The following is a 14211-nucleotide window of genomic DNA, read 5'->3' as shown; positions in this document are numbered from 1 at the left end:
GCTATACTGATAAAAATATTACACCACTCATGAACAAAACTGCACTCATCACAGGCGCTGCCAAGCGTATCGGCAAAGCCATCACCACTGCCCTACACACTGATGGCTATGATGTCATCATTCATTATCATCATAGTTGTGATGATGCCCATGCCTTGGCTGATATGCTAAATACCATCCGCCCAAACTCTGCCAAAACCCTCCAAGCGGGGCTTGATGTCGTCAATAGCAGTGATGAGCTTGATGCATTCAAAGAACAAGTACTGTCTTGTTTTGGCAGGCTTGATGTCTTGGTGCATAACGCATCTAGCTTTTATGCGACACCGCTCGATGGTACGCATGAGATGATGATGGCACATTGGGATGATTTGATACTGACCAATGCCAAAGCACCGCTACTACTGACCCATGCATTCACCCAAGAACTTCAGCAAAATCAAGGCAGTATCATCAGCTTACTTGACATCCATGCTGATGCCAAGCCCTTTGTTGGCTATCCGATTTATAATATGGCAAAGGCGGCACATCGTATGATGGTGCAGAGCCTAGCACTGGAGCTTGCGCCTGATATCCGCATCAATGGTGTCGCCCCTGGCGTGAATATCTTTCCTGATGATGACCAAAATCCTGAATTAAACAGCCAAACCCAAGCCATCTTGACAGACTCAGTACCACTTAAGCAAATCGGCACGCCCGAAGACATCGCAGCGGCGGTGGTCTTTATGGCAAATAGCCGATATATCACGGGGCAAATCTTGGCGGTCGATGGCGGTCGTGGACTGACCCTAAAGGGTGGATAATTGACCAAAACACCACATTGGGGAATTTTTCATCAATTTTTACAAAATAATTTGCCAAAATGGATGAAAAATTCGCAAATCGCCAAAAAACTTGCTGACAAATCGCTTTTTTTAAGCTAAAATTCACACGAACTTACATGGGTATTGAATGTTGTTACAAATCAGCAATTTTAATACCCATTTTTTCAACCCCTAAACTTTTTGTTAAATCTTTGGAGCAGATAGCCTAATCGAACCAAATTCAAACCATTGCGTTTGATACGATGAAGCTGTAGTTCTCTTTTGTGTTGGCTGCATTTTGCACACTTAAAAGGAATACCATCGTTGAATACTTCACCTACTACTAATGTCGCTCGCCTGCAGCGAAATCTGGGTCTTTGGCATGTCATCATCATCGGCCTTGCTTATATCCAGCCGATGACCCTGCTAGATACCTTTGGCATGGTCTCTCGAGACAGTGGCGGTCATGTGCCGATGTCTTACCTGTTTGCCTTGATTGCCATTTTGTTGACCTCGATCAGCTATGGCCATATGATTCGCGCTTATCCTTCATCAGGTTCGGCTTATACTTATACCCAAAAATCAATCAACCCAAGCATGGGCTTTATGGTCGGTTGGTCAAGCTGGCTTGACTATCTGCTATCACCGCTGGTCAATATCATTTTGGCTGTGATTTATCTTGAGGCGCTATTTCCTGCGGTGAACCACTGGGTATGGGTCATTGGCTTGACGGCAATTATGACAGGCATCAACTTGTTCGGCTCAAAAGTGGTGGCGTATTTTAACAGCTGGATCGTATTTGTACAGCTTGCAGTGATCGCGGTGTTTGTGTTCTTGACTTATGACGCCCTATCAGCAGGTCAAAACGCTGACGGTATCATCAGCCCTGAGAACGCTTACCACCTATGGAGCATGGCACCATTTTGGGACAGCATGACTTCAGTGACCGCCCTGATTACTGGTGCGACGATTTTGTGTTTCTCATTCACAGGCTTTGATGCACTATCGACACTGGCTGAAGAAACCAAAGATGCCAAAAACACATTGCCAAAAGCGATGATCCTAACTACGCTGATCGCAGGTATCGTGTTTATCATCAGTACTTACTTTATGCAGCTGTATTTCCCAAATCATCCAAGCACCTATTTTGAGCTGGTGGATGAGACACAGCCTGAGATTCTAGAGGCAGTAGGTGGCGCAGTATTTAAAGCGGTCGTGTTGGGCTTTGCGATCATCACTGTGATGGCATCAGGGATCTCAGCGCACGCAGGTGTTTCTCGCCTAATGTATGTGATGGGTCGCGATGGCGTCATCAGCAAGAATATTTTTGGTCAAATTCATCCAAAACTGTTCACTCCAGTCAATAACATCCTAATTGCTGGCGCTGTGGCATTGACTGCTGGCTTTATCAGCCTAGAAGCAGTCGTAAACCTAATCAGCTTTGGTGCATTGACCGCATTTAGCTTTGTGAACATCTCGGTGCTGTTCCATTATGTATTCCGCAACAAGATGGTCAAAACCGCTGGCGATGTACTCAGCTACATCATCGTCCCAGTAGCAGGCTTTATCAGCGTATTCTTAATGTGGCTAGAAGTGGATAGCACCACTTTTAAAGTCGGCCTATTCTGGGCAGCCATTGGCTTTATCTGGCTTGGCATTAAGACTCGCGGCTTTAAAGCACCTGTCCCGCAATATAAAGAAGAAGATGTATAATCCAACTTCACAAAAAAATATCCCAAGTCTTGGCTTGGGATATTTTTTGTTGGCTTAACATCAAAGGCCTTTAAAGTGATTAACCTGCCATCGCTGGGCGAATCACCTGACCGATGGCCTCAGCGATCTCTCGGATCTCCTCCTCGCTCATATCATGACTGGCATTCATCAGCCGATCGCGTACCTCGCTGTCGCTACTGATGCCATCAACCCTTGGATACAGACGCGGCAAATCCAGCATCTGACGCACCAAAGCGGTCTTTAGCGTGTCTCGGCTGCCCAAGTAGCGCTGATAAAAGCTTGAGTTTAGCAGGCTAGCTCCGCCCTGACCCACAGCATATAAAGTCGCCATATAATCACGAATGTTCATCACGCTGTCTTGCTCGGATAGGTATAACTGAACGATTTTTGACATGCGCACCATGCGTTCACGGCGGATGCTGTACAGCTCAGCGAACATCTTATTTAGCCCTGATGCTGTCGAGGACAAGCGCTCTTCGATGTGGTTAAACAAAATCGCGCGATGAGGTAGGTTTAGAAGCTGCAGCACCAGCCGTGCCACGCCTGCGCCTGCGCCATCTTCGACGACGATCATATCCAGCTTGCGTTTTTCATAGTCGATTAAAATGCGCATCAACAGCTCATCTTTGCTGGAAAAATGCTTATATAAAGTCCCTTTTGCCAAATCCAAAGTGAGTGCCAGACTGTCCAAGGTCAAATCCCCCTCACCAGATTCCAACAGCAGCTGCTCAGCCGTCTGCAAAATACGCATCTCTCGCAGTTCAAACTGCTGCTTGCGATTACTCATTGTTCACCCTTAATGATAAAAATGCTCAAGTCCATTTTGGATCGAGGCATAAAATAACTATCAGTTGGCAAATTATATCAAAACCCGTTCGCATTGGTGAATTTTTTTATACTGTATAGACATTTATTCACAAAAAAATCTGGCTCATAACGGTCAAATCATCTCAGATACCAAACAGCAAGCCATCGTTGCAGTTGTTACAATTTCGCCGATATTTTTTGTGAATAATTGTTCACTTTTAAAAGCTTTTATGTTAGGATAATTTGGTAATAAAAAATCTTACCAAAGCCTTTAAAATACTGACTCTTAGCAGGTGCTGATGCAGTGATTTTATAAGTTTTTGGAATGTTTTTTATTGATATTGCAAACTTATTTTAAGTCTGCCAGTTTTGCTCTTTTATATAGGATAATTTTGGTTTATGAGCATTGAACGAAACCCAAAAGCCTTTGAAAATCCACCCATCAACTGGGTGCCTGCCATTGTGCTTTTATCCACGCCGCTGCTTGCCATCATTTTGGTGCCTTGGTATCTATGGACGCATGGCGTCAACCCTGCCGTCTGGACCGCCTTTGCGTTTTTTATGGCGTGGACAGGTTTGTCAATCACCGCAGGCTATCATCGACTGTGGTCGCATAAGGCCTATGAAGCCCATCCGATTGTCAAATATTTCTTGCTACTTGGGGCGACCTTGGCGGTCCAAAGCTCTGCCTTTGATTGGTGTTCAGGTCATCGCACTCACCATCGCCATGTCGATGATGAGTATGAAGATCCGTATTCGGCGCGCCGTGGTTTTTGGTTCAGTCATATGGATTGGATGCTGCGCAAATATCCCAGCGGTCAGTACGATTACAAAAATATCCCCGACCTAAAAAAAGACAAACTGCTCACCTTGCAGCATAAATACTACGGCTTTTGGGTGGTGGCGACCAACCTTGTCGTCGTCGGCATTGCAGGCTTGATCACTGGTGACATGCTTGGGACATTTTTGATCGCAGGCCTATTGCGCTTGGTGTTGACACATCACTTTACTTTCTTTATTAACTCACTGTGCCACATGATCGGCACGCGTCCTTATACTGATACCAATACCGCACGAGACAATGGCGTGTTGGCGATTTTTACTTGGGGTGAGGGTTATCACAACTACCATCACTATTTCCAATACGACTATCGCAATGGTGTCAAATGGTGGCAATACGACCCGACCAAGTGGTTTATCGCCATTTTGTCAAAAATTGGCTTGGCTGAGAATCTCAAAAAAGTCGATGACTTGACCATCAAGCACGCTGAGGTGACCATGCAATTTAAGCGTGCCCAAGAACGCATCGCAAAAGGGGGCGAACCCAGCTTAGATGAACGACTGGCTGCCTTCAAAGAACGCATCAGTGCCGAATACGACGAATTTACTAAAACTGTCGAAGAATGGCACGCCCTAAAAGCTGAGGCCATCGAGCTAAAACGCGCGGAATTTGCCGATCGTCTGCACGAGGCTGATGAGAAATTAAAAGCACAATTTGCTCAAGTCGAACAAAAGATCTTTGATCAAAGTAAACGCATCGAGAAGGCATTTATGCAGCTAAAAGGTAAAGCTGCTTAAGTGAGTGACACTTTTTCTCCACCCTTTATCCAAACTTGGATAAAGGGTTTTTCTTTTGTACACCACTTAGCAAAATGTGCTACACTGGCTTGCATATTTAGTCTTTTTAGCAAGCCATCATGAAATTTATCTTTGATTATCACAAACATGACGATCGCCTTTATCGCCACATCACACCCAATCCGCTTGAAAATCCTAAGCTTGGCGGACTCAATCGTGCATTAATTGACAAACTTGGGCTGAGCCGTCTGAGTGATCAGGATTGGCAAGATATCATCAGCGGGCGACTGTCGCCACTGACAAATCTAAGTCCACATGGACTGCAGCCGATCGCGATGGCCTATGCTGGGCATCAATTTGGGCAGTGGGCAGGACAGCTTGGCGATGGTCGCGGTCTGTTGATCGCACAGCTATTGAATGATGGACGACTGACAGATCTGCATTTAAAGGGTGCAGGACGCACGCCGTATTCTCGTCGTGGCGATGGGCGAGCAATGATCGCCAGCACCGTGCGTGAATATCTGTGTGGTCATGCACTAAATCATCTGGGCATTGCCTCATCTGATGCGATTGGCTTTGTGGTGTCTGATACACCCATTCAGCGCTATCAGATGGAGCGCGCCGCGGCCTTACTGCGTGTCAGCGACTGCCATGTCAGGCTTGGGCATATTGAATGGGTGGCGATGTATGCACCCGATTATTTAGCCAATTTTATCAATAACATCACCCAAAGCTACTATCCAGAGCTGTACGATGACACAACCAATACAGCAAACATCCCTGCACTACTCAGCCAAATCGCCATCAATACCGCGCGCATGATCGCTAAATGGCAGCTGATTGGCTTTAGCCATGGGGTGATGAATACCGACAATCTAAACATCACTGGCACGACGCTCGACTTTGGACCTTTTGGCTTTATGGAGCGCTTTGATCCTGCTTGGATCAACAATCATTCTGATCACACTGGCCGATATACTTATCAAAATCAGCCAATGATCGGCTACTGGAATTTGGCGACGGTGTTTAAGCGCCTTGAGCGCATTGGCATAATGCCCGATGCCATTGATGATGCGTTGAGTCATTATGAAACAGCTCTGCAAGATACCTATCATCAAGGTCTGGCGCATAAACTTGGTTTTACTCGAGCTACTGATGAGGTCACGGCGCTCGGCTATGAGCTGCTGGATTTGATGAGATCTCATCAACTGGATTATACCAACACCTTTCGCGCACTGATTGCTGTGGTGGCACAGATGATGGATCATCAGCAGGATTATACCCACGAGTGTCAGTTACTTACGACGCTGCACAACAGCCTAGCACAAGCAGAAGATGCTTGGCAGTCATGGTTGGCGCGCTATCGCACACTGGTGCAAGCTTCAGGCACACACGCGGTGCTTGACACGCTTAGCCAGCACAATCCCGTGTACATTCTACGAAACCACATGGCTCATCTGGCAATCGATCATGCGCTCAATGATGACTTTAGCGAAGTAGAAAGACTATTTGAAATATTAAGTAAACCTTATCAAATACACCCTGCTGCCACAAGGTCTGACATCACACCTGCCAGCACTGATCAGCAGGTCGCGGTCAGCTGCCTGTCTTAATGGGCAGGGCTGCCAAATAAAATCCTTTTATAGATTGGGGAATTTTGGTAAAATAAAGTATTTTTAGCTGGAGCGTATTATGCTCAGTATTTATCTGCTGATTCCTTTGAGTTTGATGCTGTTTGTGGTGGCGATTTGGGCGATTTATTATGCGGTCAAATCCAATCAATTTGAAGATTTGGATAACGCCCCCGAACAGATCATCCTTGACGATCGTCAAGCTCGCCGCAAAGCCCAAACCTCTCCCAAGCCCAAGGACTGATTATGACCGCTGTTTTGATTTTTGCTGCGCTTAGCATGGGTTTTTTGGGTTCGCCGCACTGCCTTGGAATGTGCGGTGGCATCGTGGCGGCATTTGGACTGTCGATGCAAGACCAACACCCCACCAAAAAAGCCTTGCTGATGGCAGGCTATCACCTAGGCCGCCTCGGCAGCTATCTGATTTTGGGCTTAATGGCTGCCACCATCGGTAAGCACATCTTTGCGCCCTTGATGGCCAATGGCAATATCCCAAAATACCTGCTCGGTGGCGCTCTGATCTTTGCTGCGCTTTTGATGCTTGGCTTGCCGATGCTCAATCGCCTAGAAAAAGCAGGTCTGGGGCTGTGGAATGCCCTTGCGCCGATCCGTAGCAAGGTGTTGCCGATGGATAATCTACCAAAGGCATTGGCGGCAGGCTTATTGTGGGGATTTTTGCCTTGCGGTCTTGTCTATGGTGCGCTGGGTGTGGCACTTAGTCTATCAGCAGATCAGAGCATTGGCCTTGCAGCGACTGGCTTCATGGTATTTTTTTGGCTTGGGACTTTACCGATGCTCTTGGCAACTGGTTCGCTGATTGCTTGGCTGCGCTCTAAGATTACCGCCTTTAATCTGCGTAAATTCAGCGGTGTGGTGATGCTCATCTCAGGGCTAGCCATCGCCTTTAGCGCACCGATCATGCAGGCGATACACGGTGGTCATGGCGCACACAGCTCTCATGATGCGCATAGCACCCAAATGCACAGTGCTGATACTGACAGCCATAGCAATCATACCAATCACAGCACCCATACTGACCATAGTCAGCATACACATCATTAAAATAAACACCCCAGTTTGTCAAAATTGGGGTATTTTTTTACACTAAAGTTTACTATTTTGCCAATCACAGCTTGTCGCTTATCCGATAGATCATATTTTTCGATATCAATCGTGCCAAGCTCTGCTATACCTGATGCCGACGCAAGGCATTTTTGAATTTCGGGACTTTTATTATTCATATCGATATTTTTCTTATCAATAATTCTACCATTGGTATAAATCACATCACCCATCTTAAAAGTAAACTGCTTGGGCGGTCTATCTTTATTGGTCATGGTCAAGGTTTTATCCTACTCATTCCAATAAACCGCATCTTTGGGCAGTTCGGGGAATGTAGGGACAAATTTACCTTCTCTATTTAGCAAATACAAGCAATAATCCTGCCAATAAAACTGTCCAGATATCGTTGTCAGCATTTGACCAAAGTCGGGAGAATGCACCCAATAATACATAATATGCGTTTTAACTGGCTTGGCATAGGTGCGATAGGTTCGGGTATGGTTTGGGAGATCGGCTGTGTGGTTGTGCAGCCGATGCTAAGTAATGATAGGGTAGCCGATAAAGCAACTGCTAAAATCTTATTCATAACCATTCTTGCTGAAAAAATGTTAGTAAAGTGCATTTTGGCTGATAATTTTATCTTATACCATATCTCAGCTAATCTCAAGCAATATGATAGTTTTTTTAAAATCGCTATCAGAACAAATAATTAACCATAAAAACACCCCAAAGATTATCAAAACCTTTGGGGTGCGACAGACTTGGACTTATGGATTATAAGATACCATAAGCCACCAAAGCATTTGCCACTTGGGTAAAGCCTGCGACATTGGCACCAGTCATATAGTCGATCGTGCCTTTGGTCGTGCCGTATTTTTCGGCAGCTGCTCGAGAGTTATCATGGATATTTTTCATGATGTTTTGTAGTTTTTCGTCAAGCTCAGCGAATGACTTGTATTGACGCACTGAGTTTTGGCTCATCTCAAGACCAGACACCGCGACACCGCCAGCATTAGCAGCTTTACCTGGTGCATAAGAGATGCCATTATCACGCACGACATCAATGGCTTCGGCAGTCAGTGGCATATTCGCACCTTCTGCGACATATTTGATGCCATTTGCGACCATTTGGCGCGCTTCATCTTCGTTCACTTCGTTTTGGGTAGCACATGGTAGAGCGATATCAGCAGTGAATTTCCAAGGCTTTTCACCTGCCAGCCACTCACCGCCAAAGACTGATACATAGTCAGACAGTGGTTTGCGAGCGTCTTTTTGTGCTTTTACCCAGTCAATTTTTTCTTGGGTGAAGCCATCAGCATCATGCAAAGTGCCTTGAGAGTCAGAAAAAGTAATCACCTTACCGCCCAATTGCAATGCTTTTTCAGCGGCATACTGTGCCACATTGCCCGCGCCTGATACTAGGACGGTCTTGCCAACCAAGCTATCTTCGTTAGCTTTTAGCATATTATCCAAGAAATACACCAAGCCATAGCCTGTCGCTTCGGTACGGATCAAAGAGCCACCAAAGCCCACGCCCTTACCAGTCAAGACGCCTTCATATTCACGAGTTAAGTTTTTGTACATCGCGAACATATAGTTCACTTCACGGCCGCCGACACCGATGTCGCCAGCTGGTACGTCCATATCTTTGCCGATATTTTTGTGCAATTCACGCATGAATGCATAGCAAAAACGGCGAATTTCGGCGTCTGATTTGCCTTTTGGATCAAAGTCTGAGCCGCCTTTACCACCACCCATTGGTAGGCCAGTTAGGGCATTTTTGAAGATTTGCTCAAAGCCTAGGAATTTTAGCACGCCTTCATTGACCGTAGGATGGAAACGCAAGCCACCTTTGTATGGGCCGATGGCATTGCTAAATTGCACACGCCAGCCGCGGTTCACCTGCACTTCGCCTTTGTCATTTTCCCAGTTTACACGGAAGCTGATGATGCGATCTGGTTCGCATAGGCGCTCAAAGACTTTTAGTTCTGCAAACTTAGGATTGTCGGCATAAACCTGCTCAATGGTCATGGCGACTTCTTGAACCGCCTGAATGAACTCAGGCTGATGTGCATAATTTTTTTGGACTTGCTCGACGGCAGATTGAATACTCATAAAAATCCCTTAAGGTTGGTGGAAGTTTGACTATGATACAAAACCGATGATCGTCTGCTGATACCATCGATGGACTCACAGATAAATCACAAAAACTTTTCACATCATAAGTAAATGCAATATACCCAACTTTCGGCTAAATTACAAGCGATTTTGGCAAATAATTGGGGTTTTTGGCAAAATAGGCGGTAACAAAATTATTATTTAACGCTAAATTTATCAAAATAAAAAAGCCACTTATCCAAGCGGCTAATTTACTCTTTGCAATACTGATCCAAGCCATCAACCAGTTAAGGCGTTGGTGCTTCTTCTACGGGCTTATTGATCAGCCCATAAGGGAGCGTGATCTGCGGATTTTTGTGATGTTCAAACAGCGCCTTTTGAAGTTCAGGCAATGCCAACTGCATCACCTCACCGATCACCAACTGTGGCTCGGATGGCTTAAAGCCCATCAAAATCTCGCGCTCTTTGATTTTTGGTGCAGCATCATAAAACGCCTCCATCAAGCCATTATTTTGGCGCAGACTTTCTGAGAAAAAGGCGCGGCCAAAGTAGGTCATGTCAGCATCATCGGTGCAGCCAAACGAGGCATTGTCTGCCTTAGAAGCAGTGATGATCATGGTATAAGGATCTTTTAGCGCATTGATAAAGGTGCCAGAATAGCATGCTGAGATCACGATGACTCGCCAGCGGATGCCGGATTTGTCCAGCGCAGTACGCAGCCAAAATGGATCAATCTGGCGCAGATTCATCGGCGGATTGCTCACCGCAAGCTCACCCATCGGGGTGCCATTTTCATCCACCGAACCATGCGAGCTTAGCGCCAAAAATAGCACATCTTCATCAGCATCCATGCGCTCACCCATGCGCGCCAAGCTATGCTCAATGCTGGTACGCGTGGCAATCGGATACTCTCCCCAAGTTGCAGGGTTATTGATTAGCGCCACAGATCGCCCCGCGGTATTAAATCGTCCATCGAACAGCTGCTTGGTTTGCAAGATCTCGCTCATAAAGACATCTTGCTCGGCATAACTTGCCACACCCAAAAAATACCACTCATGTCGCCCTGCTTGATGCTCAGAGATGCCATCGAGCGCTCGCGTCAAAAGCTCGGACTGCTCATAAAACGCGGCCTCATCAAGCATCACTGCCACTTCATCGGTCTTAAAAATTGGTTGATTGATGGTGTTTTTTTGCCACACGACAAGCAGTGCAATGGTGGCGATCAGCATCAGTAGCTGCTCCCACCACGGCCAACCGAAGCGCTTGGCAAAAATCAACAACAGCGCCGTCGTCTGCCACACGAACAGCAACAAAAACAGCGTTGGCAATATGCTGTGCAACCAAAAAGGTAACAGACCTTGATTTTCTAAAAACTGAATGCCGCTTTGAAATAGCACCAGCAAAGTATCTGCCGCCAGCCACAAGATCGCAGGCACAAACAACAATGCATAGTTTACTGATCGCTGGGCGATGATGATGCCTGCTGCTACGATGATCACTGGCCAGACGAGATAACTGATGAGTCCTTGCTCATTAAAATAGCTCTGATCAGGGGCGGCCAGCCAAGCAAATAAAATATTCGCCGATAGCGCCACCACCAAAAAGCAGCTAAATTGAGCAAAAGTAGGCTTAACCAAATTAAATGCTCGAGTACTACCCACAAGCATCCATAAGGACGCGCCCAGATTTGAGAAAAAATTGGAGATAAAACGCATTCAGCTCTCGAATTTTTGGGATAAAATTGGCAATTATTGTAGCATAATGCCATTAGAAAAGTGAAAAAAATTTTTTATATGAACCGATATTATTTAAAAATGGCATAAACCATCCACGATAATCGCGTAACAAGGTTTACGCCACAGATCGACTCTCAAAAGCTTGATTATTTCATCAAAAGCTTATTGACGCGCTTGAGATACCCTGCTGGGTCATCAAGCTGTCCACCATCTGCCAATAGTGCTTGATCAAAGATGACTTGGGCAAGATCATCAAACTCAGCACTGCTCTCAAGCTTGGTAATCAGCGGATGGGTTGGGTTGATCTCAAGTGTTGGCTTAACATCAGGCACAGGCTGCCCCATTGCTTTGAGCATCTGCACCATCTGCGGGGACAGCTCACCATCACCGACCACAAGACAGGCAGGACTATCCACCAGACGGCTAGAGACTCGCACATCTTTGGCGCGCTCACCTAGGGCGGTCTTAAGCTTATCCACCACAGGTTTTAGAGTTTCTTCGGCTTGCTTAGCCTCTTGTTTTTCGGCTTCGTCAGTTAGCTCACCCAAATCCACCGCACCTTTAGCGATATTTTGTAGCGGTGTGCCATCAAACTCATGCAAGAAGTTCATCGCCCACTCATCGACACGAGCGGTCATTAGAATTACTTCGATGCCTTTTTTATTAAATAGTTCAAGCTGCGGGCTGTTTTTGGCAGCTGCCAAGTTATCCGCTGTCAGATAATAAATCGCCTTTTGACCGTCTTTCATGCGTGCCTTATAGTCAGCAAAGCCAGTCTCGATGGCGTCATTTTGGCTCGTGGCATAGCGAAGCAGCTTAGCGATACGCTCTTGGTTAGATTGATCTTCGCCCAAGCCTTCTTTTAGCACATCGCCAAATTCTTGATAAAACTCTTTAAATTTGCTTTGCTTATCCGCATCTTCGCTATTGGCAAGGCTTGCCAAAAGAGTCAGCACACGGCGTGCGTTACCATCACGGATCGCCTTGACATCACGAGATTCTTGCAGGATTTCACGGCTGACATTGAGTGGTAGGTCAGCGGTATCAATCACGCCCTTGACAAAGCGTAGATACATCGGCAGTAGCTGCTCGGCATCTTCCATGATAAACACACGCTTGACATAGAGCTTAAGCCCACGCTGTTGCTCACGGGCATACAGATCAAACGGTGCTTTTTTTGGAATGTATAAAAGCTGAGTGTACTGTACACGGCCTTCGACACGGTTGTGCGTATGGGCTAATGGATCTGTGTAGTCATAGCTGAGATTTTTATAAAACTCGTTATACTCATCATCGCTGATGTCACTTGGGCTGCGTGTCCACAGAGCATTGGCTTGGTTGATGGTCTCATACTCATCGGTGGTGATGTATTCACCCTTGCCTGCGACCACTTCGCCATTGTCATCAAGCTCATCTTGCCATTCTTGTTTACGCATCTGAATCGGCAAGCTGATGTGGTCTGAGTATTTATTCACCAGTGACTTGATGGTGTGGCGATCCAGATAATTGGTGGTATCTTCACCGCCACCTGCGTACTCATCTTTTAGGTGCAAAGTGATGCTCGTGCCACGGCTGTCTTTGGTGATGGTCTCAGTGGTGAATGAACCTGTGCCATCTGATACCCAGCGTACACCTTGATCGGCCGCTTCGCCAGCTTTTCGGCTTTCGACAGTGATTTTGTCGGCGACAATAAAGCCTGAATAAAAGCCTACGCCAAACTGACCAATCAGATTGCCGTCTTTTTTGTCGCTGTCAGAGAGTTTCTCCAAAAATGCCTTGGTGCCTGATTTGGCAATCGTACCCAAATGCTCGATGGCATCTGCTTGATTCATACCGATGCCGTTATCGCTGATGGTGATGGTTTTGGCATCTTGATCGATGTCAATCTTGATCGCAAGCTCGCCATCATTCTCATACAGGCTATCATCGCTTGTCGCCAAAAAGCGTAATTTGTCGCAGGCGTCTGAGGCGTTTGATACCAATTCACGCACAAAGATGTCCGCGTTTGAATACAGTGAATGTGTCACTAGGTGTAGAAGCTCGGCAACTTCGGCTTCAAAATGATGATTAGTGGTGGTCATAATTTTCTCCATTTAGCTGATTTGATTTTAAGAAAAATAGGGATGCTGGGAAAATTTTCAAGAGCGTTTAGTATTGACTGGATTTTGAGCAAATGCCAACAGCTCATCACAATACGCCTGATCATCAATGACCTCACCGTGTCGCCGATACCAATTTGGCTTGGCATGGATTTTGTCAATCAGCCTTTGGACTGATAACGCCATCGCGTCCATCGTCGGCTGATAATCGCCATAAAATCGCTCGGGCAGACACTTTTGAAACATGGCGATACTGTCTTTTGGCGTGATATTAAAGCCGCGTGCCAATACTTCGTCTTTTAGCATAAAATAACGCCTTTGGATAAACGCTAATTTGTCATAAAAGAACAGCACATGGCCTGTACCCAGTCGATACGATGGTGGAATTTGGCAAGTACGCTTTAGGCAGGATATTTGGCAAGTGCCGTCTGCACCCGCCCAAAGATACGGGTGATTTCACGATATTCGGCGAAAAGGTGCTGATCGGTGAGTGCTTTTGGGTCAATCAGATTGATACGAGTCATGGCAAATATACAGTGTCATAAATCTCAATCATACAACAGATACATCAAAAAGCCAAAATAACGCTGCTTATAATTAAAATATTGGGGCAAATAATACAAGCTTAGGGTCAAAAGCCTGCTTT

The 14211-nt window shown here is 46.0% G+C and carries 14 protein-coding genes and 1 pseudogene; 7 read left to right on the top strand and 8 right to left on the bottom strand.

The window, feature by feature from the left end; translation table 11 throughout:
* Window positions 1–29 precede the first annotated feature (29 nt).
* The gene (locus AZ602_RS04210) at window positions 30–800 is read left to right on the top strand and encodes a pteridine reductase (protein ID WP_103033883.1); all 771 of its coding nucleotides are present in this window, start codon (window positions 30–32) and stop codon (window positions 798–800) included.
* A gap of 324 nt (window positions 801–1124) precedes the next feature.
* Window positions 1125–2513: an APC family permease gene (locus AZ602_RS04205; RefSeq protein WP_078317435.1), complete on the top strand. Its 1389-nt coding sequence runs from the start codon at window positions 1125–1127 to the stop codon at window positions 2511–2513.
* 79 nt (window positions 2514–2592) lie between these two features.
* Here the strand turns inward: AZ602_RS04205 and AZ602_RS04200 are convergent, their stop codons facing one another.
* On the bottom strand, window positions 2593–3321 hold the full coding sequence (locus tag AZ602_RS04200) for a TetR/AcrR family transcriptional regulator (RefSeq protein ID WP_199174083.1): 729 nt from the start codon (window positions 3319–3321) through the stop codon (window positions 2593–2595).
* Between the two features lie 419 nt (window positions 3322–3740).
* On the opposite strand from AZ602_RS04200, the gene AZ602_RS04195 reads away from it, so the two are divergent.
* The 4 genes from AZ602_RS04195 to AZ602_RS04180 all read left to right on the top strand — a co-directional run bounded on the left by AZ602_RS04195 (window position 3741) and on the right by AZ602_RS04180 (window position 7612).
* Window positions 3741–4919 (top strand): fatty acid desaturase, encoded by a 1179-nt coding sequence (locus tag AZ602_RS04195; protein ID WP_103033830.1) that lies wholly within the window; start codon window positions 3741–3743, stop codon window positions 4917–4919.
* Window positions 4920–5038: 119 nt separating this feature from the next.
* Complete coding sequence (locus tag AZ602_RS04190; RefSeq protein WP_103033829.1) at window positions 5039–6532, top strand: protein adenylyltransferase SelO family protein; 1494 nt, start codon at window positions 5039–5041, stop codon at window positions 6530–6532.
* Window positions 6533–6611: 79 nt separating this feature from the next.
* On the top strand, window positions 6612–6794 hold the full coding sequence (ccoS, locus tag AZ602_RS04185; RefSeq protein ID WP_078317437.1) for a cbb3-type cytochrome oxidase assembly protein CcoS: 183 nt from the start codon (window positions 6612–6614) through the stop codon (window positions 6792–6794).
* 2 nt (window positions 6795–6796) lie between these two features.
* Window positions 6797–7612, top strand: coding sequence for a sulfite exporter TauE/SafE family protein (locus AZ602_RS04180; RefSeq protein WP_103033828.1), 816 nt, complete (start codon window positions 6797–6799; stop codon window positions 7610–7612).
* Here the strand turns inward: AZ602_RS04180 and AZ602_RS04175 are convergent.
* Window positions 7609–7893, bottom strand: a complete 285-nt coding sequence (locus AZ602_RS04175) for a hypothetical protein (protein ID WP_103033827.1) — start codon at window positions 7891–7893, stop codon at window positions 7609–7611. The two genes, AZ602_RS04180 and AZ602_RS04175, sit on opposite strands and share 4 nt — an antisense overlap.
* Before the next feature lie 174 nt (window positions 7894–8067).
* Here AZ602_RS04175 and AZ602_RS10195 point away from each other — a divergent pair, with 174 nt between their 5' ends.
* Window positions 8068–8325, top strand: coding sequence for a hypothetical protein (locus tag AZ602_RS10195; RefSeq protein ID WP_227525167.1), 258 nt, complete (start codon window positions 8068–8070; stop codon window positions 8323–8325).
* A gap of 61 nt (window positions 8326–8386) precedes the next feature.
* Here the strand turns inward: AZ602_RS10195 and gdhA are convergent, their stop codons facing one another.
* From gdhA to AZ602_RS10290, 6 genes and pseudogenes are all read right to left on the bottom strand, one after another.
* Complete coding sequence (gdhA, locus tag AZ602_RS04165; RefSeq protein ID WP_103033825.1) at window positions 8387–9727, bottom strand: NADP-specific glutamate dehydrogenase; 1341 nt, start codon at window positions 9725–9727, stop codon at window positions 8387–8389.
* A 290-nt stretch (window positions 9728–10017) separates the two neighbouring features.
* On the bottom strand, window positions 10018–11445 hold the full coding sequence (locus tag AZ602_RS04160; protein WP_103033824.1) for a C13 family peptidase: 1428 nt from the start codon (window positions 11443–11445) through the stop codon (window positions 10018–10020).
* A gap of 167 nt (window positions 11446–11612) precedes the next feature.
* Window positions 11613–13559, bottom strand: a complete 1947-nt coding sequence (gene htpG, locus AZ602_RS04155) for a molecular chaperone HtpG (RefSeq protein ID WP_199174082.1) — start codon at window positions 13557–13559, stop codon at window positions 11613–11615.
* Between the two features lie 45 nt (window positions 13560–13604).
* The gene (locus AZ602_RS10295; protein ID WP_255409064.1) at window positions 13605–13871 is read right to left on the bottom strand and encodes a hypothetical protein; all 267 of its coding nucleotides are present in this window, start codon (window positions 13869–13871) and stop codon (window positions 13605–13607) included.
* A gap of 3 nt (window positions 13872–13874) precedes the next feature.
* Window positions 13875–13919, bottom strand: a pseudogene (locus AZ602_RS10395) (hypothetical protein); the annotation flags it as partial.
* Window positions 13920–13966: 47 nt separating this feature from the next.
* Entirely contained in the window at window positions 13967–14089 is a 123-nt protein-coding gene (locus AZ602_RS10290) for a pyrimidine dimer DNA glycosylase/endonuclease V (protein WP_255409063.1), read from the bottom strand.
* Window positions 14090–14211: the final 122 nt, after the last annotated feature.

This window comes from Moraxella sp. RCAD0137 (assembly GCF_002894025.1).
Classification (GTDB): Bacteria; Pseudomonadota; Gammaproteobacteria; order Pseudomonadales; family Moraxellaceae; genus Moraxella; species Moraxella porci.
This window is presented reverse-complemented; position numbering and strand designations above follow the sequence as displayed.